This window comes from Pseudomonas sp. FG13 (genome assembly GCF_057809755.1).
This window is the reverse complement of record NZ_JBMDKO010000051.1, coordinates 1-19,950: the sequence shown is the minus strand read 5'-3', so window position 1 is coordinate 19,950 and position 19,950 is coordinate 1. Positions and strand designations below refer to the sequence as shown.

Here is a 19,950-nt window from a genome sequence, read left to right as displayed (position 1 = left end):
AGTCGGTTACGTGCTCAGCCTTCAACCGGCGGAATATGCCCGAACAACTCCTGGGCAAACGCCACCCGCTCCTCGACGGTCTCAACCACCCCCCGGGCCTTGAGCTCTTCCAGGCGTGCTTCCACGGCGTGGGTGCGCAAGGTCAGGCCGCAGTCGTTGGCGATCTGGATGTTCAGTCCCGGCCGGGCGTTCAGTTCCAGGATCAGCGGGCCTTTTTCCTGGTCCAACACCATGTCCACGCCGATGTAGCCCAGCCCGCACAGCTCATAGCAGCCGGCGGCCAGCTTCATGAAACCGTCCCAGTAGGGCAGTTGTACACCGTCCACCGCATTGGTGGTGTCGGGGTGTTTGGCGATGATGTTGTTCAGCCAGGTGCCACGCAGTGTCAGGCCGGTGGCAAGGTCCACGCCCACACCGATGGCGCCTTGGTGCAGGTTGGCCTTGCCCCCGGACTGGCGGGTCGGCAGGCGCAGCATGGCCATCACCGGATAGCCCATCAACACGATGATGCGGATGTCCGGTACGCCTTCGTAGCTGATGCTCTTGAAGATCTGGTCCGGCACTACGCGGTATTCGATCAGCGCCCGGTCGCGGTGCCCACCGAGGGAATACAAGCCGGTGAGAATGCTGGAAATATGGTGTTCGAGTTCCTCATGACTCAGGATCTTGCCGGAGACCGTGCGGTAGCGCCCCTCGAAGCGGTCGGCAATCACGATGATGCCGTCACCGCCGGCGCCCTGGGCCGGCTTGATTACGAAGTCGGTATGCCCACCAATGATCCCGTCGAGTTTGTCGATTTCCTTCTCGGTGGAGATGATCCCGTACAGTTCCGGCACGTGGATGCCGGCGGCGACGGCCCGTTCCTTGGTGATGATCTTGTCATCGACGATGGGGTACAGGCTGCGCTTGTTGTACTTGAGCACGTAGTCGGCATTGCGCCGGTTGATGCCCATGATGCCCCGGGCTTCCAGGGCCTTCCAGGTCTTCCAGAAACCGAACATTACGAGTCAGCCTTGAGGAAGGCCTTGAACCGCACCAGCTCGGTCAGGCGGTAGCCGCGATAACGACCCATGGCCAGCATGAAGCCCACCAGGATCAGCAGGATCGCTGGGAAGGTGAAGACGAAGTACACCAGCTCCGGCACGCTCATGATCAGGTGCGCCAGGGACGCGGCAAACAGGGTGCCGATGGCGACCTTCATGGCGTGACCGCCGCCGCGCTCTTCCCAGGTGATGGACAGGCGCTCGATGGTCATGGTCAGGATCACCATCGGGAACAGCGCCACCGACAGGCCACGCTCCAGGCCCAGCTTATGGCTGAACAGGCTGATGGCGGCGATCAGCACCACCACGAACGTCAGCACCACCGAAAGCCTTGGCAGCATCTGCAACTTGAGATGTTCCAGGTAGGAACGCAGTGACAGGCCCAGGGCCGTGATCACCGTGAACAGGACGATCCCGAAGCCCAGCTGGGTTTCGCGGAAAGCCAGGGCAATCAGCACCGGGGTAAAGGTCCCCAGGGTCTGCAGGCCGATCAGGTTGCGCAGAACCAGGATCACCAGCACGCCGATGGGGATCATCACCATGATCATGAACGTCTGCTGGGTTTGCAGGGGCAGGCCGTAGAGCGAATATTCGAGGAAATTTGCGTCGGTGTTCTCGTCCGTCAGCTTGGCCAGGCGAATGGCGTTCATTTCGCTGTTGTTCATACTGAAGGTGACGGTGGCTTTCTTGCCGCCATCGACGGTGATCAGGTTTTCATCGCCGGTCCACCACAGCAGGCGGTCGGTGGGCAGGCCCTGTTCGCCGGTATCCGGGTTGAAATACAGCCAGTCGTTGCCGTTGAAGCTGCGCAGCCACAGTTCCGGCGTTTGTGGCTGATCGGCCACCAGGCGAATGGTGTGGACTTTTTCCACCGGTACGTGGGCGATGGACAGCACCAGCTCCACGATTCTCGCTTTGTTGCTCGACGTCGGGTCGCCGGCCAGCAGCAGTTTGACGTTGTCGTCGTTGAGGTTGTTGACCCGCTTGATGGCTTCGCTGATGAAGGTCTCGACATCGGCCGAATGCTGGCGGATCGGCGCGAGCAGGGCCTCGGCGGCGATCTTCTCCGGGCCTTCGATGGCGATGCTGTCACGGAAGGTCGGTCCCTTGACCTTGGTTTTTTCGGCGCTGTAGCGCTTGGTCAGCACCAGGCGGTAATAGAGGGTCTGGTTACCCTTGGCCCGGCGGGCCGACCAGGTGACCTTGCGGTTGCCGTCGATCCGGTTCACCGCTACGCCGTAATTGTTGGAAATGAAACTCTCGTTGAGGCTGACGTAGTCGCGGCTCAACGGGGGCACGAACATCTGGATCTTCACCGGATCTTTCGCGTTGGGCACGAATTCGACCTTGGCATCGATGTTCCACAGGTCGTCCGTGGCGTCTTCGGTCACCGGGATGCCGAGCACGAAAATCTGATAGGCCGTCACCGACAGGCCCAGCACCACCAGGATGGCGATCAGCATTTTCAAATGGAGGGTAAGGGAGCGCATTGGAATTACTCTGCGGTAAGAGCGGCATTGGTGCAGGCGGGTTTGCCGGCAGCGTATTTGAGACTGGGGTCGACCAGTGCATCGAAGCGCTTGAGCGCCTCGGAACCGATCAGCAACGGGTATTGGAAGGCGCTGCGGTCGGTCAGGTTCACTTCGATGCTGCGCAAGGCCGAGCCCATGCAGATATCCAGTTCGATGACCGGCCGGGCCGTGTATTTCTTGCCTTCTTCCGGGTCGTAGTCACCGGCGCGGCGTTTGATCTTGCTGACCCGGGCCAGCGGGCGTTCGATGGGGTGCGAATGGGCCGCGTCGATGGCGAGGTAAAAACGCACCCAGGATTCGCCGTTGCGTTTGAAGCGCTTGATGTCGCGGGCACTGAGGGAGGCGGTCTTGGCGCCGGTGTCCAGCTTGGCGGCCACCTCCAGGTCGATGCCCTGCAGCGCTGCATATTCGTTGAGGCCGTACACGGTTTTTTCACCCGCCGCGGCGAGTCCCGGCAGGCACATGAAGCAGAGGGCAGCGGATAAGGGCTTGAATGTCATAGATCCTGGTGCACGGCGTTCCGTTTATCGGTTCAGGCCCTGGCATTACTGCACAAGCTCCTTCAGTAGCCTTCTCTCTATATAGAAGAACAGGAGAGTGGCCAACAGCGGCGGCATTCTAGCACGGTGGTTTTCTGACGCCACCGCTGGCCGGAGGCTACGAACCCTGTGAAAAGGTGGTGGTGGCGGACGGGCCTATTAGACGATTGTCGACAATATCGTTTTTTGTTTTGACGTATACGCTTTGATTGGGTAGTTTTTGTCGTATTGATTTTGAAGGTGTCGACAATATGCTCGATCAGCTCGAAACGCCGGTGCTGGCCCAAGACGACTCGGAAACCCTTTCCGAAAACGTCTTCCGGCGTATCCAGGCCGCCATCGTCAAAGGCGAGATCGCCCCCGGCAGCAAGATTTCCGAGCCCGAGCTGGCCCGTACCTACGGCATCAGCCGTGGACCGCTGCGCGAAGCGATCCATCGCCTGGAAGGCCAGCGCCTGCTGGTGCGGGTGCCGCATGTCGGCGCGCGTGTGGTTTCCCTGAGCCATGCCGAGCTGCTGGAGCTCTACGAAATCCGCGAGTCCCTGGAAGGCATGGCCTGCCGCCTCGCGGCCGAGCGCATGACCCTGGCGGAAATCGACGAACTGCGCCAGGTCCTGGAAACCCATGAGCGCGATGCGGCCTTCCAGGCCGGTGTCGGCTATTACCAACAGGAAGGCGATTTCGACTTTCATTACCGGATCATCCAGGGCAGCGGCAACCGCACGCTGACGCAAATGCTCTGCGGCGAGTTGTATCAACTGGTGCGCATGTACCGCATTCAGTTTTCCACCACGCCCAACCGGCCGCGCCAGGCCTTTGCCGAGCATCACCGGATTCTCGATGCCATCGCCGACCGTGACGGCGAATTGGCTGAGTTATTGATGCGCCGGCACATCGGCGCCTCCAAACGCAACATCGCGCGTCATTACCAGGACAGCGCCGCCACTGAACGAGGTGAGTCATGAGTTCCAGCAAGAGCACGCCAGGCCAGCGATTCCGCGATGCGGTCGCCTCCGAGCATCCGTTACAGGTGGTCGGCACGATCAACGCCAACCACGCGCTGCTGGCCAAACGCGCCGGTTTCAAGGCTATTTATCTGTCGGGCGGTGGCGTGGCAGCCGGTTCCCTCGGCGTGCCGGACCTGGGCATCACCGGCCTGGATGACGTGCTGACAGATGTGCGGCGGATCACCGACGTGTGCGACCTGCCGCTGCTGGTGGACGTGGACACCGGTTTCGGTTCGTCGGCGTTCAACGTGGCTCGCACCGTCAAGTCGATGAGCAAGTTCGGCGCGGCGGCGATCCACATCGAAGACCAGGTCGGTGCCAAGCGCTGCGGCCATCGGCCGAACAAGGAAATCGTCTCGCAGCAGGAAATGGTCGACCGCATCAAGGCTGCCGTTGATGCCCGTACCGACGACAGCTTCGTGATCATGGCTCGCACCGATGCCTTGGCAGTGGAGGGCCTGGAGTCCGCGCTGGACCGTGCGGCCGCCTGCATCGAGGCCGGTGCTGACATGATCTTTCCCGAAGCAATTACCGAACTCGAGATGTACAAGTTGTTCGCCAGCCGCGTGAAGGCGCCGATCCTGGCCAACATCACCGAGTTTGGCGCGACGCCGCTCTACACCACCGAACAGCTGGCCGGTGCCGACGTGTCCCTGGTGCTGTACCCACTGTCGGCATTCCGCGCCATGAACAAGGCCGCCGAGAACGTCTACACCGCGATCCGTCGCGACGGCACGCAACAGAATGTCATCGACACCATGCAGACCCGCATGGAGCTTTACGATCGCATCGACTACCACACCTTCGAGCAGAAGCTCGATGCGTTGTTCGCTGCGAAAAAATAACGGGCCGATTCCCTACAAATTCAAGAACTGGAGACAGCAAATGGCCGAAGCAAAAGTACTCAGTGGCGCCGGGCTCCGTGGCCAGGTAGCCGGGCAAACCGCCTTGTCCACCGTTGGCCAGTCCGGTGCGGGCCTGACCTATCGTGGCTACGACGTTCGCGACCTGGCGGCTGATGCGCAATTCGAAGAAGTGGCCTACCTGTTGCTGTACGGCGAACTGCCAACCCAGGCGCAACTGGATGGCTATGTCCGCAAACTGCGTCAATTGCGCGACCTGCCCCAGGCGCTGAAGGAAGTGCTGGAACGCATTCCCGCCGACGCCCATCCGATGGACGTGATGCGCACCGGTTGCTCGTTCCTCGGCAACCTGGAACCCGAGACAAGTTTTGCCGAACAGCACGACAAGACCGACCGCCTGCTGGGCGCGTTCCCGGCGATCATGTGCTACTGGTATCGCTTCAGCCACCAGGGCCAGCGCATCGAATGCGTGACCGACGAAGCGTCCATCGGCGGCCATTTCCTGCATCTGTTGCACGGCAAAAAACCGAGCGAGCTGCACGTCAAAGTGATGAACGTGTCGCTGATCCTCTACGCCGAGCACGAATTCAATGCTTCGACCTTCACTGCCCGGGTCTGCGCCTCGACCCTGTCGGACCTGTTTTCCTGCATCACGGCGGCGATTGGCTCGCTGCGGGGGCCGTTGCATGGCGGTGCCAACGAAGCGGCCATGGAAATGATCGAACGCTTCGACTCGCCGGAGGCGGCGGTCAAGGGCACCCTGGCGATGCTGGAGCGCAAGGACAAGATCATGGGCTTCGGCCATGCGATCTATAAGGACAACGATCCGCGCAACGAGGTGATCAAGGGCTGGTCGAAAAAACTCGCCGATGAAGTGGGCGACACCGTGCTGTTCCCGGTTTCCGAAGCCATCGACAAGACCATGTGGGAACAGAAGAAGCTGTTCCCCAACGCCGATTTCTACCATGCCTCGGCGTACCACTTCATGGGCATCCCGACCAAGCTGTTCACGCCGATCTTTGTCTGCTCGCGCCTGACCGGCTGGGCCGCCCACGTGTTCGAACAACGCGCCAACAACCGCATCATCCGCCCGAGCGCCGAATACACCGGCGTTGAACAGCGCAAGTTCGTGCCAATCGAACAACGCTGAGCTGGAGGGGTTTAACCGCAGGTACTGGAGAAACCCAGAACCCTGTGGGAGCGAGCCTGCTCGCGATAGCGTCGGGTCAGCAACCTCATAGTTGGCTGACACACCACAATCGCGAGCAGGCTCGCTCCCACAGAAGAAAAGGTTCACTTCAATGGCTGCGCCAGCCCCTTCTGAACCCACCGTGACCCGAGTCCTGACGATGAACACAGAATTTCGCAAACCGCTGTCCGGCACTTCGCTGGATTACTTCGATGTTCGCGGGGCCGTGGATGCCATCCGTCCCGGCGCCTACGACGGCCTGCCGTACACTTCGCGCGTGCTGGCGGAAAACCTGGTGCGTCGCTGCGACCCGGCCACCCTGGGCGAGTCGCTGCTGCAACTGATCGAGCGCAAGCGCGACCTGGACTTCCCATGGTTCCCGGCCCGGGTGGTCTGCCATGACATTCTCGGCCAGACCGCCCTGGTGGACTTGGCCGGCCTGCGCGACGCCATCGCCCAGCAGGGCGGCGACCCGGCCCAGGTCAACCCGGTGGTGCCGACCCAACTGATCGTCGATCACTCCCTGGCAGTGGAAAGCGCCGGCTTCGACCCTCAGGCATTTGCCAAGAACCGGGCGATTGAAGACCGTCGCAACGAAGACCGCTTCCACTTCATCAACTGGACCAAAAAGGCCTTCAAGAATGTCGACGTGATTCCGCCGGGTAACGGGATCATGCACCAGATCAACCTGGAAAAAATGTCCCCGGTGATCCAGCAACGGGACGGCGTCGCCTTCCCCGACACCTGCGTGGGCACCGACAGCCATACGCCCCATGTCGACGCCTTGGGCGTGATCGCCATCGGCGTCGGTGGGCTGGAAGCCGAGAGCGTCATGCTCGGTCGCGCGTCGTGGATGCGCCTGCCGGAAATCGTCGGCGTCGAGCTGACCGGCAAGTTGCAACCGGGCATCACGGCCACCGACATGGTGCTGGCGTTGACCGAGTTCCTGCGCAAGCAGAAGGTCGTTGGCGCCTGGCTGGAGTTTTTCGGTGAAGGCGCGCAGGCGCTGACCCTGGGCGACCGCGCAACCATCTCCAACATGGCCCCGGAATATGGCGCCACGGCGGCGATGTTCTACATCGACCAGCAGACCATCGACTACCTCAAGCTCACCGGCCGTGAAGACGCGCAGGTGCAATTGGTGGAAACCTATGCCCGGCAGGTGGGCCTGTGGGCCGACAGCCTCAAGGGCGCACAGTACGAGCGAGGTCTGACCTTCGACCTGTCCTCGGTGGTGCGCAACATGGCCGGGCCGAGCAACCCCCACGCCCGCGTCGCGACTGCCGATCTGGCGGCCAACGGCATTGCCGGACAATGGACCGAAGTGCCGGGGCAGATGCCCGACGGCGCGGTGATCATCGCCGCCATCACCAGCTGCACCAACACCAGCAACCCGCGCAACGTCATTGCCGCTGGCCTCTTGGCACGCAATGCCAATCGCCTGGGACTGGCTCGCAAACCGTGGGTCAAATCGTCCCTGGCACCGGGTTCGAAAACCGTGGCGCTGTACCTGGATGAAGCCGGTCTGACCAAGGAGCTGGAGCAATTGGGCTTCGGCGTGGTGGCCTTCGCCTGCACAACCTGCAACGGTATGTCCGGCGCGCTGGACCCGGTGATCCAGCAGGAAATCATCGACCGCGACCTGTATGCCACCGCCGTGCTGTCGGGTAACCGCAACTTCGATGGCCGTATCCATCCATACGCCAAACAGGCGTTCCTTGCTTCGCCGCCCTTGGTGGTGGCCTACGCCATCGCCGGGACCATCCGTTTCGACATCGAGAAGGATGTGCTGGGCGTGGTGGACGGTCGGGAAATCCGTCTCAAGGACATCTGGCCGAGTGACGAGGAAATCGAAGCAGTGGTCAAGGCTTCGGTGAAGCCGGAGCAGTTCCGCCAGGTGTACATCCCGATGTTCGCCATCCAGGAAGACACCGGGCCGAAAGTCACGCCGCTGTACGACTGGCGTCCGCAAAGCACCTACATCCGCCGTCCGCCCTATTGGGAAGGGGCGCTGGCTGGGGCGCGACCGCTCAAAGGCATGCGCCCGTTGGCGGTGCTGCCGGACAACATCACCACCGATCACCTGTCGCCGTCCAACGCAATCATGCTGGACAGCGCCGCCGGCGAATACCTGGCGAAGATGGGCTTGCCGGAAGAAGACTTCAACTCCTACGCCACGCACCGGGGCGACCATTTGACCGCCCAGCGCGCCACCTTCGCCAACCCGAAACTGTTCAACGAAATGGTCCAGGAAAACGGCAAGGTCAAGCAGGGTTCCCTGGCACGGGTCGAGCCCGAAGGCAAAGTCATGCGGATGTGGGAAGCCATCGAAACTTACATGGAACGCAAGCAGCCGCTGATCATCATCGCCGGTGCCGACTATGGCCAGGGTTCGTCCCGGGACTGGGCGGCCAAGGGCGTACGCCTGGCCGGTGTCGAGGCGATTGCCGCCGAAGGCTTCGAGCGTATCCATCGCACCAACCTGGTGGGCATGGGCGTGTTGCCGCTGGAGTTCAAGCCTGGCACCGATCGCAAGACCCTGGGCATCGATGGCAGCGAAATCTACGACGTGATTGGCGAGCGCACCCCACGCGCGACGCTGACCCTGGTCATCACTCGCAAGAACGGCGAGCGCGTTGAAGTGCCGGTGACCTGCCGTCTCGATACGGCTGAGGAGGTGTCGATTTATGAAGCGGGTGGCGTGTTGCAGCGCTTTGCCCAGGACTTCCTTGAATCGGCGGTTGCCGTTTAAATCTCACGATAAGGAGTAGGTGCTTCATGGCTCACGCACCACGCTTTTCACCACAGATCAGAATCCCCGCCACCTACATGCGCGGTGGCACCAGCAAGGGCGTGTTCTTCAATTTGACGGACCTGCCCGAAGCCGCCCGTGTCCCCGGCGCGGCACGCGATGCCTTGCTGTTGCGGGTCATTGGCAGTCCCGATCCGTACGAGAAACAGATCGACGGCATGGGCGGCGCCACGTCCAGCACCAGCAAGACGGTGATCCTGTCCAAGAGCAACCGGGCCGACCACGACGTCGATTACCTGTTCGGCCAGGTCTCCATCGACAAGCCGTTCGTGGACTGGAGTGGCAACTGCGGCAACCTGTCGGCGGCGGTGGGTTCGTTTGCCATCAGCAGTGGCTTGGTATCGTCCAGCCGCATTCCACAAAACGGTGTGGCGGTGGTGCGGATCTGGCAGGCCAACATCGGCAAGACCATCATTGCTCATGTGCCGATGACCGATGGCGCGGTGCAGGAAACCGGTGATTTCGAACTCGACGGGGTCACTTTTCCGGCGGCAGAAGTGCAGTTGGAGTTCATGGACCCGGCAGCCGAGGAAGAAGGCGGAGGCGGTTCGATGTTTCCCACCGGCAATCTGGTGGACGACTTGGAAGTGCCCGGCGTCGGCACGCTCAAGGCAACCCTGATCAACGCTGGGATCCCGACGATTTTCATCAATGCCCGGGACGTCGGCTATACCGGCACTGAGCTGCAGGGCGCCATCAATGGCGACCCCAAGGCCCTGGCGATGTTCGAAACCATCCGCGCCCACGGTGCCCTGCGCATGGGGCTGATCAAGCAACTGGACGAAGCCGCCCAACGTCAGCACACGCCGAAGTTGGCGTTTGTCGCGCCGCCAGCGGACTACGTTTCGTCGAGTGGCAAAGCCGTAGCGGCGGGGGACGTCGACTTGCTGGTGCGGGCGCTGTCCATGGGCAAGCTCCACCACGCCATGATGGGCACCGCCGCAGTCGCCATCGGCACCGCCGCCGCTATTTCCGGCACCCTGGTGAACCTGGCCGCCGGCGGTACCGAGCGCAACGCCGTGCGCTTCGGTCACCCGTCCGGCACGTTGCGCGTCGGCGCCGAGGCCAGCCAGGTCAATGGCGAATGGACCGTAAACAAAGCCATCATGAGTCGCAGTGCGCGGGTGTTGATGGAAGGGGTCGTGCGGGTACCGGCAGACACGTTCTGATCCACCACAAAGGATCTGGGGAGTCACCACTGAATCATTGTGGGAGCGAGCCTGCTCGCGATAGCGGTGTGTCAGCCAACAATGATGTTGCTGACCCGACGCTATCGCGAGCAGGCTCGCTCCCACAGGGCTGTGGTTTGACTGATCGAGGCAGTTCAGCCCTGTTGGAACATCTCCCTGGCCCGTTGCTCGATCTGCTCCTGAGTCAGATCCTCCTTGTGTGTCGCCAGGAACCACACATGTCCGTAGGGATCCTTCAAGCTGCCGGAGCGATCACCATAGAACTGATCCTTGACCTCGGCGATCACCGTGCCACCGGCGGCAATCGCCTGGGCATACACACGGTCCACGTCCTCGACATATAAGTGCAGGCCCACCGACGGCGATTGGTCCGGATTGCTCAGGGGGCCCTGATCGCACGGCGTGCCGAGCATGATCGGGCTGCCGCCGATCCGCAGTTCGGCATGACCGATGCCCCCGTCGGGCATTGCCAGGCGCATGACCTCGGTGGCATTGAAGGCTTTTTTGTAGAACTCGATGGCTTCGGCGGCTTTATGAATGCCCAAGTAGGGCGTAATGCTGTGGAAACCTTCGGGAATGGCTTTGACGCCCATGACGTTTCTCCTTTTTGTATCGGGCGAAGAGAGGCTTCGTCGATTTGCGCCCATTCACTATAGGCCAGTGATTTCGCGTCGCCCCTGGTCCCGACGAACGCCTTATGGTTCCTCCAACAGATGCGCGCCCGGTCCACGCTCGCCCAGCACATCGCCCTGGTTGCGCAGCGGGCAGGCCTCCATCGACAGGCAACCACAGCCGATACAGCCGTTCAGCCGGTCACGCAACGCGATCAATTGGTTGATGCGTTCATCCAGATCCTGGCTCCACTGTGCCGACAGGATCTGCCAGTCGGCGGCCGTTGGCGCGCGGTTGTCCGGCAGGGACTTCAACGCCTCGCCGATCTCCGCCAAGGGAATGCCCAGGCGCTGGGCAACCTTGATCAGTGCCACGCGTCGCAACACCCCTCGTGGATAGCGGCGTTGGTTGCCCTGGTTGCGGGTACTTTTGATCAGCCCCTTGGCTTCATAGAAGTGCAGGGCGGTGACGGCCACACCGCTGCGGGCGGCCACTTGGCCCACGGTGAGTTCTTTATGGATATCTATCTGTGCCATAGCGGATTCATTGCTTGACCTTGACTTAAGTAGAGGTTTTACGCTGCACGCCTTCGGATCGCAAGATTCACCTTACGTGTATCGAGGACCTTTCATGCAATTGCCAAGGAACAATCGCAGCTTCACCCAACTGATCGAATTCGACATCGAACCTCACTGGCAACAGGCGCTGATTACAGCCCTGTCGGAACAGACCGAGCGCCTGGCGCAGGATCATCAGGGCTTCCTGAGTGCCAGCATCCAGGTCAGCGAGGACGGCAGGCGTGTACTCAATTATTTGCAATGGCAGACCCGGGAAGCGGGGGAGGCGGCGTTTCGACGGTTTGAAAGCGGCGAGCAGGATTTCTGGCGGCTGATTCAGGCTCACCGGGCCAAAGCCGTGACGTTTGGCTCGTTCCAGGTGATCCGCAGCATTGAACGCAGCCCGGATAATGCGCTGCAGTGCCAGTTGGTCGATTGAGCGAATGAGGAATCCGGAGGGGCGATACCCACTATCAAGAGGGTTGATTTCTGCTGTGTGGGGCCGGCGGGTAGCCTTTATTCATCGCCCCAAAACACCGGACACTCGTCATGAATCGCATCCTTGCCGTTTCGCTGCTGTTAGTCGCCACCGTATTGAGCGGTTGCGCCGCCTCGACGCCTGAACTGCGCCCTTACACCGCCGAAGAAACCCGCGAACTGGCCCTTGAAGCCTTGAATCGCCGGGGCCTGTCGTTCGATGAGTACCACGCGAAAAAAGCCGAGCTGCTCGGTCCGTCGCAGAAAAACAGTGGTTTCGACGATCGTGGTGAGATGAGCGCCGAACAGCCGGTGCAGTTGTCTGCAAAGCCAAGCTGAGAGACTGTACCGCCGGAAGTTTTACCCAACTGTCCATGGGTTTGCGACGGGACCAAGAGTAGGGTCATCACCTGACCACACGACGGACTGACCGCCATGACCCTTTCGCTGGACCTGCTGCTGGGCTTCGCCCTGTTTGCCCTTGTTACCTCGATCACACCGGGCCCCAACAACACCATGTTGCTGGCTTCGGGGGTGAATTTCGGCTTCAACCGCACCATCCCTCATATGCTGGGCATCAGCTGTGGTTTCTTTGTCCTGGTGCTGGCGGTGGGCTTTGGCCTGGGCGCGATGTTCCAGGCGTATCCGCTGCTTTACACCGTGCTGCGCTACGTTGGCGCGGCGTACCTGTTGTACCTGGCGTGGAAAATTGCCCACTCCGGCCCGGTCTCGGAGAGCGAATCGGGGGAGCGCACGCCGATCAGCTACTGGGGCGCCGCGGCATTTCAATGGGTCAATCCCAAGGCCTGGATCATGGCCATCGGAGCCATCAGCACCTACACGCCGCTTCAAGGCTACTTCTTCAACGTGGTGGTGATCGCGGCCGTGTTCGCCCTGATCAACCTGCCCAGTGTCAGCTTGTGGGTGGTCTGCGGCAGCCTGTTGCGCAACCTGCTGCGTGACCGTCGTTGGCTGCGTCTGTTCAACTGGGCAATGGCGCTGTTGCTGGTGGCCTCGCTGTATCCGTTATTGCTCGAAAGCATGAGATGAGGGGCTGAGCTTCGACTGGATGCCTGCTAAGCTCGCTGTTCAGGAGCGTTCCTACGCACTTTTAAACGAAGTCTCACTTCTTTAAGGTTGATCGGGTAGTAACCTCGAACCCAACGAGAGCGCCCGATCCCGGAACAGGCTCTGCGAGTTTTCCATGAATAAACGTCCTTTATATTTCGATTACGCCGCCACTACGCCAGTGGATGAGCGGGTTATCCAGGTCATGGTCGAATGCCTGGGCTTCGACGGTAACTTCGGCAACCCGGCTTCCAGCTCCCATGCCTTCGGGCAGGAAGCCCGGCGCTCGGTGGAGCAGGCACGTCAGCAGGTGGCGCAATTGGTGGGGGCGCAGGCGCAGCAGATCGTCTGGACTTCCGGTGCCACCGAGTCCAACAACCTGGCGCTCAAGGGGGTGACCCAGGCGCGCGGGGCGTCCGGCGGTCATGTCATCACCAGCCTGATCGAACACAAGGCGATTCTCGACACCGTCCGGCAGCTCGAAGAGAGCGGCGTCGCGGTGACCTGGCTGGCTCCGGATGCCGATGGCCTGATCAGTCCGCAAGCTGTCCGCGAGGCCCTGCGCGAGGACACCTTCCTGGTGTCGCTGATGCTGGTGAACAACGAGCTGGGTACCGTCAATGACGTGGTAGCCATCGGTGAGCTCGTCCGTGGGCATGGCGCGCTGTTCCATGTGGATGCCGCCCAGGGCGCGGGCAAGGTCAGGATTGACCTGGCCCACTGGCCGGTGGACCTGATGTCTTTTTCCGCGCACAAGATCTACGGCCCCAAAGGCATCGGCGCGCTCTACGTCGGTGAACGTGCCCGACCGCGTCTATCTGCGCAGATCCATGGGGGCGGGCATGAAGGCGGTTTTCGCTCTGGCACGCTGGCGACTCATCAGATTGCGGCCATGGGCGCAGCGTTCGAGTTGGCGGCCCAGTCGTTCGACGACGAGCTCGACAAAATCGTCCGCTTGCGCAATCGTTTGCTCGAGTCGCTGCTGGCGTTGCCCGGTGTGTGTATCAACGGCAGTACGACCCAGCGCATTCCCCACACGCTGAGCCTGACGTTCCATGAGGGTGAGTTCAACCCGGCGGCATTGGGGGCTTCCCTTGCATTTTCCGCCACATCGGCCTGCAATTCGGCGAACAACACGCCGTCCCATGTGCTGCTGGCCTTGGGGCACGATGCTCGCGCGGCAGGGCGGACCATTCGCCTGAGCCTGGGACGCTTCACCCGCGAACAGGATATCGACGAGGCCGTGCGGCTGATCAAGGCCGCCTGCGTCGCAGCACCGGCCTTCTGGACCAGTACCCCCTGAGCCGGTTGCTTGAGCCTCGAACAATAATATTGATAGACAGGAGACACGATGAGTACCGAGCCTTTGACCCATGGACTGGTTCCCCAGCGCCTGGCCCGAATCCGCCAACTGATGAGTCGGGAGGGTATCCACGCGCTGCTGGTGCCGTCGGCTGATCCGCATCTGTCGGAATACCTGCCGGGCTATTGGCAAGGACGGCAATGGTTGTCGGGCTTCCATGGCTCGATCGGTACCCTGATCGTGACGAAGGACTTCGCCGGGGTCTGGGCCGACAGTCGTTACTGGGAACAGGCGACCCAGGAGCTGAAGGGCAGCGGCATCGAACTGGTCAAGCTCATTCCCGGTCAACCCGGCCCTCTGGACTGGCTGGCCGAACAGACGCCCGAAGGCGGGGTGGTCGCGGTCGATGGCGCGGTAATGGCCGTGGCGTCGGCCCGAACCTTGGGCAGCAAGCTCGCGGAGCGAGGTGCGCGCTTGCGCACTGACATCGATCTGCTGAATGAAGCCTGGTCCGATCGTCCAAGCCTGCCTGATCAGCCGGTGTACGCACACCTTCCACCCCAGGCGACCGTCAGCCGGGTCGAGAAACTCGCCAAGCTGCGCGAAACCCTCAAGGCGCGTGGCGCCGACTGGCACTTCATCGCCACGCTGGACGACATCGCCTGGTTGTTCAACCTGCGTGGCGCGGATGTGTCGTTCAATCCCGTGTTTATTGCTTTTGCCTTGATCAGTCAGCAGCAGGCAACCTTGTTCGTGGCCCTGGACAAGGTCGATGGTGCATTGCGTGCGGTCCTCGAGCAGGACGGTGTAACCCTGCGTGATTACAGCGAAGCGGCGAGCGCATTACGTGAAGTGCCTGGCGGCGCGAGCCTGCAGGTCGATCCGGCCCGGGTCACCGTCGGCTTACTGGATAATCTGGACAGTGGCGTGAAGCTGGTGGAGGGGCTCAATCCCACGACGCTGGCCAAGTCCTGCAAGAGCCTGGCCGACGCCGAGCATATCCGTCGCGCGATGGAACAGGATGGCGCAGCGCTCTGTGAGTTCTTCGCCTGGTTGGAAAGTGCCTGGGGTCGTGAGCGCATCACCGAACTGACCATCGATGAACACCTGACCGCGGCTCGCAGACGCCGGCCGGATTTTGTCTCCCTGAGCTTCAACACCATTGCTGCTTTCAACGCCAATGGTGCAATGCCCCATTACCACGCTACGGAAGAAGCCCATGCGGTCATCGAAGGCGATGGGTTGTTGTTGATCGATTCCGGTGGCCAATACCTGGGTGGCACCACCGACATCACCCGCATGGTGCCGGTGGGAACGCCCAACGCCGAGCAGAAACGTGACTGCACGCGTGTGCTCAAGGGGGTTATTGCCTTGTCCAGGGCCCGGTTCCCGCGCGGCATTCTGTCGCCGCTGCTGGATGCCATCGCACGGGCGCCGATCTGGGCCGAACAGGTGGATTACGGACATGGTACCGGTCACGGAGTCGGCTATTTCCTGAACGTCCACGAGGGACCACAGGTCATCGCCTATCAGGCGGCTCCCACGCCGCAGACGGCCATGCAGCCAGGGATGATCACCTCCATCGAGCCGGGGACTTATCGTCCCGGACGCTGGGGTGTGCGCATCGAGAACCTGGCCTTGAACCGTGAGGCGGGGAGCAGCGAGTTCGGTGAATTTCTTGAGTTTGAAACCCTGACTTTGTGTCCGATTGACACGCGCTGCCTGGAACCGTCGCTGTTGAACCTGGATGAAAAGGCCTGGCTCAATGCCTATCATGCCGAGGTTCAGCGTCGCTTGAGCCCGTTGCTGGAAGGCAGTGCGTTGCAATGGCTGCACACGCGAACGATGGCTATCTGACGCCGGGATCAGCCGAGGGCTTCACGGACGAAGTCCAGCCGATCCTGGCCAAAGAACAACTCGTCGCCGACGAACATGCTGGGGGCACCGAACACGCCCCGGGCAATGGCTTCTTCGGTGGTGGCTTTCAGGGCTTCCTTGATGTGCTCGTCAGTTGTCAGTGCCAGCACGTGGCCGGGGTCGAAACCGCCTTCTTCCAGTACCGCTGCTGCCGTCTGCGGATGGCTGAGATCACGGGCGTCGACCCATAAGGCGCGGAACAGACAATCGATGAACGCTATGAAACGTTCAGGATGACGCAGTTGCATGCCGGTTATGGCGCGCATCAACGACAGGGTATTGATTGGAAAGTGCGGATTGAGCTTGAACGCCACGCCGTAGCGTTTGGCGAAGCGATCCAGGTCCTTGGCCATATGCGCGCCTTTGGCCGGTACGGTAATCGGCGATGCATTGCCCGTCGCCTTGAAGACACCCCCCAGTAACATGGGTCGGTAGACCAGTTCGCTGCAGGTGTGTGCGCAAAGCTGCGGGAGTTGGGTGTAGGCCAGGTAGGTCGCCGGGCTGCCAAGGTCAAAGAAAAACTCCACCGATTTGCTCATGGTCACAGCTCTCTTGTTGTTATGGGGAGGGGCTTACCAGCGTTCGCTCCAGGGGCGCAGATCCAGCTCGAAGGTCCAGGCGTCGCGTGGCTGGGTATGCAAGTACCAATAGTTTTCGGCGATGTGTTCGGGATCGAGGATGCCGTCTTCATCCCTGGTCGCATATTTCTCTGGAAAGTTATCGCGGATGAAGTCGGTGTCGATGGCGCCGTCCACCACTACATGCGCCACGTGGATATTCAGGGGGCCCAGCTCTCGGGCCATGCTCTGGGCCAGCGCACGGATGCCATGTTTGGCTCCCGCGAATGCGGCGAACCCCGAGGCGCCGCGTAAACCCGCCGTGGCGCCGGTAAACAGAAGGGTCCCGCGCTGGCGCTTGACCATGCGTTTAGCCACTTCCCGGGCGTTGAGGAAACCGGAGAAACAGGCCATCTCCCAGATCTTGAAGTATTTACGGGCGGTCTCTTCGAGAATGCTGCACGGCACGTTGGCGCCGATGTTGAAGACAAAGGCCTCGATGGGGCCTATCTGACTCTCGATTTGCTCGATGAGCGCGATCACGTCGTCTTCCTTGCGCGCATCACAGGCAAAGCCGTGGGCTTCTCCGCCTCGGGCGCGTATCGCCTCCACCAGCGGAGCGAGTTTGTCGGCACTACGGCGGGTTACGCATGCTACAAATCCTTCCTGCGCGAAACGTTTGGCAATCGCGCCACCCGTGGCATCTCCCGCGCCAACAACCAATACGACCTTCTTGTTATCCATGATTTGCCTCATTGGTAAACGATCGTTAGCTGAACGAACGTTATGCTACGCTCCGGTGTACGTCAAGTTGAGCGATCAGGGGCAGGATTCATGCGTTACTCAGCCAATCACAAAATGGAAACCCGGGAAAAACTGCTCGCCAGCAGTGCCGTTTCCGCCAAGAAATCCGGGTTTTCGACGGTAGGCGTCGATGGTTTGATGAAGGCAATTGGGTTGAGCGGAGGAGCGTTCTATAGTCATTTTTCCTCCAAGGACGAGCTGTTCAAGGCCATCGTTGAGCGGGAGTTGACCCAAAGCCTGGAGCGCCTGAGCGGTGATCATGTCTTGGACTTGGCCAGGTTGGAGCATTGTCTCAAGCAGTACTTGAGCATGAGTCACGTCGAACAACCTGAGGCCGGTTGCGCGTTGCCGGTGCTTGGCGCTGAAATCGCACGCTCGGATGTGCAGGTGCGGGAGGCTGCACAAACGTGGATCTGTCGTTTGCATGAGAGCTGGGCGCGAATACTGGAAAGCGACAGCCTGGCCTGGGCCATCCTGTCGCAATGCGTTGGGGCGCTGGTTGTTGCGCGCATGCTGGTCGCCCCAGAGATCCAGCGTACTGTCCTCCAGTCCAGCCAGGAGGAGATAAGCCGTCGAATGGCCGGGCAGCGGGTTGGTTGAAGGCCGTTCGCTACTTGCAGATGACGATCATGCTGCGGCTGGTGTAGCCGGCGGGGTTGAGTCCGAAAGGATAATCCCCTGGTTCCTCGACCGCGTCCCCCGATTTGGCGATGACCTTGTAGCTCTTGGGGGCGCATGAATTGGCTGCACTGGCGGCGCACTGGTCCCAGGACGACGTCAGGCCGGAACAATTGATGTGCAGAGCTTTCTTGCCGCGTTTGACTTCAGTTTTCGTCGTCGCCGCGCAGCCCGCAACCGCGAGTACGGCGATCAATATCAAGATTCGTTTCATTCCCGTCCTTAACGCCGTCGTGAATCTCTGTTCACGTATGACTACATTCGCTTGCGCTTGAAGCGTTCATGACGTCCTGTATGAAAATTCCATGTTTGACATTGGGTTACGGACCTAAACATGGCCTAAATGCGCGGCAAATGCCAGAGCTTCGTTAAATCCTGCTTCAATCCGCTGCAATGGCAGGCTTTACGGCATTGTTCAGGGTCAGGGTTGCGCCGATTGACGCCAGAATGATGCAGGCAATCGCCATCCATTGGGCCAATGACAGGTACTCCTGGAGGAATACGAACCCCGATAGGGCCGCAACGGCGGGTTCGATGCTCATCAGGGTGCCGAAGGTCCGGGCAGGCAAGCGGGTCAAGGCTACCATTTCGAGTGTGTAGGGCAGGGCCGTGGACAGGATGGCGACACCAATAGCGACTGGAATCAGACTCGGTGTCAGCAGCGTGGCACCGGCATGGACGATGCCGATAGGGGCTACGAACAAGGCTGCGATCACTACCCCCAGCGCGGCAGTCTGTACGCCATTGTCTGCGCCGGCCTTCTGGCCAAACAGGATGTAGAGCGCCCAGCAGACACCCGCTCCCAATGCATAGCAGGCGCCGATTGGGTCAATGCCGGCGGTGGCGCTTCCTGTGGGTATCAGCAGGAGCAGGCCGATCACTGCCAGGGCAATCCAGAGAAAGTCGATTGCCCGGCGCGAAGTATAAATAGCTACCGCCAGGGGGCCGGTAAATTCCAACGCCACGGCAATTCCCAGTGGCGTCGTGCGAACTGACATATAGAAGAGGAAGTTCATACCGCCCAGTGCCATTCCGTAGACCACTACGGTGCGCAGGGATTGGGCTGTCAGCTTGGCGCGCCAGGGGCGCAGCAATAGCAACATGATGATGCTGGCAAAAATGAGTCGTAGTGTCGTGGTGCCTTGGGCGCCTATTACCGGAAACATACTTTTGGCCAGGGAGGCTCCAGACTGAATGGATGCCATGGCAATTAAAAGCAGGGCGACCGGGTACAAAGCGGAGGCCAGGCTGCGATGTGGGGGATTCATTACGAAGGTTTGTCCAGAGTAAGGGCGGGGAGGCAGCTGATTTGAGCAATATAGTGCGCATTTCGAGCGGCAGCGTCTATATATGAGACGGATTTCATTTGCCAGATGTCGCGGATAGATAGAAAAGCGTAATTAAGGGTTGACGGCAGATTCTGAGTCTCTATAATTCGCCCCACTTCCGGCGCAGTCGAAACGGAAAACTCCTTGAGTTTCAATGAGTTAGACGATTTAAGATGGCGCAGGGCTTCAGTTCATCGAAGTCCGGAAGGAGTTGGCAGGGTGTGTTGTTTGGCCCCGTTGACGGTTCGATCTTCTCGGTCGAAAGCGGTGAAAAAGAGGTGTTGACAGCAGCGACTAACGCTGTAGAATTCGCCTCCCGCTAACGAGAGATCGAAAGCGCAAGTGGTTGAAGTTGTTGAGGTTTTGAAAAGCAAAACTTTGAAAACTTCCAAAATAATCGCTTGACAGATACATGGGGCGCTGTAGAATGCGCGCCTCGGTTGAGACGAAAGGCTCAACCCACCGCTCTTTAAC

The 19,950-nt window shown here is 60.6% G+C and carries 20 protein-coding genes; 11 read left to right on the top strand and 9 right to left on the bottom strand.

Features of this window, described 5'->3' with window-relative positions:
• Window positions 1-14 precede the first annotated feature (14 nt).
• Genes ACODTO_RS25670 through rloA form a run of 3 tightly spaced genes read right to left on the bottom strand, consistent with a single transcriptional unit; the run spans window position 15 to window position 3,075 of the window.
• Window positions 15-1,001 (bottom strand): alpha-L-glutamate ligase-like protein, encoded by a 987-nt coding sequence (locus tag ACODTO_RS25670; RefSeq protein WP_139649505.1) that lies wholly within the window; start codon window positions 999-1,001, stop codon window positions 15-17.
• Window positions 1,001-2,533, bottom strand: a complete 1,533-nt coding sequence (gene rloB, locus ACODTO_RS25665; protein ID WP_139649507.1) for an osmotic stress tolerance membrane protein RloB — start codon at window positions 2,531-2,533, stop codon at window positions 1,001-1,003. The genes ACODTO_RS25670 and rloB overlap by 1 nt, the downstream gene beginning before the upstream one ends.
• A gap of 5 nt (window positions 2,534-2,538) precedes the next feature.
• A complete protein-coding gene (rloA, locus tag ACODTO_RS25660) occupies window positions 2,539-3,075 on the bottom strand; it encodes a retropepsin-like aspartic peptidase RloA (RefSeq protein ID WP_139649509.1) in 537 nt (178 codons plus the stop codon).
• 290 nt (window positions 3,076-3,365) lie between these two features.
• Here rloA and ACODTO_RS25655 point away from each other — a divergent pair, with 290 nt between their 5' ends.
• From ACODTO_RS25655 to prpF, 5 genes are all read left to right on the top strand, one after another.
• Entirely contained in the window at window positions 3,366-4,079 is a 714-nt protein-coding gene (locus ACODTO_RS25655) for a GntR family transcriptional regulator (RefSeq protein WP_175363555.1), read from the top strand.
• Window positions 4,076-4,966: a methylisocitrate lyase gene (gene prpB / locus ACODTO_RS25650; RefSeq protein ID WP_055127049.1), complete on the top strand. Its 891-nt coding sequence runs from the start codon at window positions 4,076-4,078 to the stop codon at window positions 4,964-4,966. Before ACODTO_RS25655 ends, prpB begins: the two co-directional genes overlap by 4 nt.
• 40 nt (window positions 4,967-5,006) lie before the next feature.
• Window positions 5,007-6,134, top strand: a complete 1,128-nt coding sequence (gene prpC, locus ACODTO_RS25645; protein ID WP_139649515.1) for a bifunctional 2-methylcitrate synthase/citrate synthase — start codon at window positions 5,007-5,009, stop codon at window positions 6,132-6,134.
• Window positions 6,135-6,333: 199 nt separating this feature from the next.
• Window positions 6,334-8,925 (top strand): Fe/S-dependent 2-methylisocitrate dehydratase AcnD, encoded by a 2,592-nt coding sequence (gene acnD / locus ACODTO_RS25640; RefSeq protein ID WP_139649517.1) that lies wholly within the window; start codon window positions 6,334-6,336, stop codon window positions 8,923-8,925.
• Window positions 8,926-8,951: 26 nt separating this feature from the next.
• Window positions 8,952-10,154, top strand: coding sequence for a 2-methylaconitate cis-trans isomerase PrpF (prpF, locus tag ACODTO_RS25635; protein WP_489107258.1), 1,203 nt, complete (start codon window positions 8,952-8,954; stop codon window positions 10,152-10,154).
• Window positions 10,155-10,309: 155 nt separating this feature from the next.
• Here prpF and ACODTO_RS25630 read toward each other — a convergent pair whose 3' ends face one another.
• Window positions 10,310-10,768, bottom strand: a complete 459-nt coding sequence (locus tag ACODTO_RS25630; protein ID WP_041021362.1) for a VOC family protein — start codon at window positions 10,766-10,768, stop codon at window positions 10,310-10,312.
• A 102-nt stretch (window positions 10,769-10,870) separates the two neighbouring features.
• Window positions 10,871-11,323, bottom strand: coding sequence for a redox-sensitive transcriptional activator SoxR (soxR, locus tag ACODTO_RS25625; RefSeq protein ID WP_139649521.1), 453 nt, complete (start codon window positions 11,321-11,323; stop codon window positions 10,871-10,873).
• A gap of 94 nt (window positions 11,324-11,417) precedes the next feature.
• On the opposite strand from soxR, the gene ACODTO_RS25620 reads away from it, so the two are divergent.
• The 5 genes from ACODTO_RS25620 to ACODTO_RS25600 all read left to right on the top strand — a co-directional run bounded on the left by ACODTO_RS25620 (window position 11,418) and on the right by ACODTO_RS25600 (window position 16,049).
• Window positions 11,418-11,783 (top strand): antibiotic biosynthesis monooxygenase, encoded by a 366-nt coding sequence (locus ACODTO_RS25620; RefSeq protein WP_139649523.1) that lies wholly within the window; start codon window positions 11,418-11,420, stop codon window positions 11,781-11,783.
• 110 nt (window positions 11,784-11,893) lie between these two features.
• Entirely contained in the window at window positions 11,894-12,160 is a 267-nt protein-coding gene (locus tag ACODTO_RS25615) for a hypothetical protein (RefSeq protein WP_139649525.1), read from the top strand.
• Between the two features lie 96 nt (window positions 12,161-12,256).
• Window positions 12,257-12,871: a LysE family translocator gene (locus ACODTO_RS25610; protein ID WP_139649527.1), complete on the top strand. Its 615-nt coding sequence runs from the start codon at window positions 12,257-12,259 to the stop codon at window positions 12,869-12,871.
• Between the two features lie 154 nt (window positions 12,872-13,025).
• Window positions 13,026-14,192, top strand: a complete 1,167-nt coding sequence (locus tag ACODTO_RS25605; RefSeq protein WP_175363559.1) for a cysteine desulfurase family protein — start codon at window positions 13,026-13,028, stop codon at window positions 14,190-14,192.
• Between the two features lie 48 nt (window positions 14,193-14,240).
• Window positions 14,241-16,049: an aminopeptidase P family protein gene (locus tag ACODTO_RS25600; RefSeq protein WP_139649531.1), complete on the top strand. Its 1,809-nt coding sequence runs from the start codon at window positions 14,241-14,243 to the stop codon at window positions 16,047-16,049.
• A gap of 8 nt (window positions 16,050-16,057) precedes the next feature.
• Here ACODTO_RS25600 and ACODTO_RS25595 read toward each other — a convergent pair whose 3' ends face one another.
• Both ACODTO_RS25595 and ACODTO_RS25590 read right to left on the bottom strand, forming a co-directional pair.
• Complete coding sequence (locus ACODTO_RS25595) at window positions 16,058-16,648, bottom strand: 2-hydroxychromene-2-carboxylate isomerase (RefSeq protein ID WP_139649533.1); 591 nt, start codon at window positions 16,646-16,648, stop codon at window positions 16,058-16,060.
• Window positions 16,649-16,681: 33 nt separating this feature from the next.
• The gene (locus tag ACODTO_RS25590; RefSeq protein ID WP_489107257.1) at window positions 16,682-17,410 is read right to left on the bottom strand and encodes an SDR family oxidoreductase; all 729 of its coding nucleotides are present in this window, start codon (window positions 17,408-17,410) and stop codon (window positions 16,682-16,684) included.
• A gap of 90 nt (window positions 17,411-17,500) precedes the next feature.
• On the opposite strand from ACODTO_RS25590, the gene ACODTO_RS25585 reads away from it, so the two are divergent.
• The gene (locus ACODTO_RS25585) at window positions 17,501-18,070 is read left to right on the top strand and encodes a TetR/AcrR family transcriptional regulator (RefSeq protein WP_139649537.1); all 570 of its coding nucleotides are present in this window, start codon (window positions 17,501-17,503) and stop codon (window positions 18,068-18,070) included.
• Between the two features lie 10 nt (window positions 18,071-18,080).
• Here the strand turns inward: ACODTO_RS25585 and ACODTO_RS25580 are convergent, their stop codons facing one another.
• Together ACODTO_RS25580 and rhtA are read right to left on the bottom strand one after the other, a co-directional pair.
• Window positions 18,081-18,362: a hypothetical protein gene (locus ACODTO_RS25580; protein ID WP_041021352.1), complete on the bottom strand. Its 282-nt coding sequence runs from the start codon at window positions 18,360-18,362 to the stop codon at window positions 18,081-18,083.
• A 166-nt stretch (window positions 18,363-18,528) separates the two neighbouring features.
• Window positions 18,529-19,416: a threonine/homoserine exporter RhtA gene (gene rhtA, locus ACODTO_RS25575; RefSeq protein WP_175363563.1), complete on the bottom strand. Its 888-nt coding sequence runs from the start codon at window positions 19,414-19,416 to the stop codon at window positions 18,529-18,531.
• Between the last annotated feature and the right edge of the window lie 534 nt (window positions 19,417-19,950).

Coding starts and splice junctions, on each gene's coding strand:
- ACODTO_RS25670 (WP_139649505.1), bottom strand. CDS start 1,001: ATGTTCGGTTTCTGGAAGACCTGGAAGGCCCTGGAAGCCCGGGGCATC.
- rloB (WP_139649507.1), bottom strand. CDS start 2,533: ATGCGCTCCCTTACCCTCCATTTGAAAATGCTGATCGCCATCCTGGTG.
- rloA (WP_139649509.1), bottom strand. CDS start 3,075: ATGACATTCAAGCCCTTATCCGCTGCCCTCTGCTTCATGTGCCTGCCG.
- ACODTO_RS25655 (WP_175363555.1), top strand. CDS start 3,366: ATGCTCGATCAGCTCGAAACGCCGGTGCTGGCCCAAGACGACTCGGAA.
- prpB (WP_055127049.1), top strand. CDS start 4,076: ATGAGTTCCAGCAAGAGCACGCCAGGCCAGCGATTCCGCGATGCGGTC.
- prpC (WP_139649515.1), top strand. CDS start 5,007: ATGGCCGAAGCAAAAGTACTCAGTGGCGCCGGGCTCCGTGGCCAGGTA.
- acnD (WP_139649517.1), top strand. CDS start 6,334: ATGAACACAGAATTTCGCAAACCGCTGTCCGGCACTTCGCTGGATTAC.
- prpF (WP_489107258.1), top strand. CDS start 8,952: ATGGCTCACGCACCACGCTTTTCACCACAGATCAGAATCCCCGCCACC.
- ACODTO_RS25630 (WP_041021362.1), bottom strand. CDS start 10,768: ATGGGCGTCAAAGCCATTCCCGAAGGTTTCCACAGCATTACGCCCTAC.
- soxR (WP_139649521.1), bottom strand. CDS start 11,323: ATGGCACAGATAGATATCCATAAAGAACTCACCGTGGGCCAAGTGGCC.
- ACODTO_RS25620 (WP_139649523.1), top strand. CDS start 11,418: ATGCAATTGCCAAGGAACAATCGCAGCTTCACCCAACTGATCGAATTC.
- ACODTO_RS25615 (WP_139649525.1), top strand. CDS start 11,894: ATGAATCGCATCCTTGCCGTTTCGCTGCTGTTAGTCGCCACCGTATTG.
- ACODTO_RS25610 (WP_139649527.1), top strand. CDS start 12,257: ATGACCCTTTCGCTGGACCTGCTGCTGGGCTTCGCCCTGTTTGCCCTT.
- ACODTO_RS25605 (WP_175363559.1), top strand. CDS start 13,026: ATGAATAAACGTCCTTTATATTTCGATTACGCCGCCACTACGCCAGTG.
- ACODTO_RS25600 (WP_139649531.1), top strand. CDS start 14,241: ATGAGTACCGAGCCTTTGACCCATGGACTGGTTCCCCAGCGCCTGGCC.
- ACODTO_RS25595 (WP_139649533.1), bottom strand. CDS start 16,648: ATGAGCAAATCGGTGGAGTTTTTCTTTGACCTTGGCAGCCCGGCGACC.
- ACODTO_RS25590 (WP_489107257.1), bottom strand. CDS start 17,410: ATGGATAACAAGAAGGTCGTATTGGTTGTTGGCGCGGGAGATGCCACG.
- ACODTO_RS25585 (WP_139649537.1), top strand. CDS start 17,501: ATGCGTTACTCAGCCAATCACAAAATGGAAACCCGGGAAAAACTGCTC.
- ACODTO_RS25580 (WP_041021352.1), bottom strand. CDS start 18,362: ATGAAACGAATCTTGATATTGATCGCCGTACTCGCGGTTGCGGGCTGC.
- rhtA (WP_175363563.1), bottom strand. CDS start 19,416: ATGAATCCCCCACATCGCAGCCTGGCCTCCGCTTTGTACCCGGTCGCC.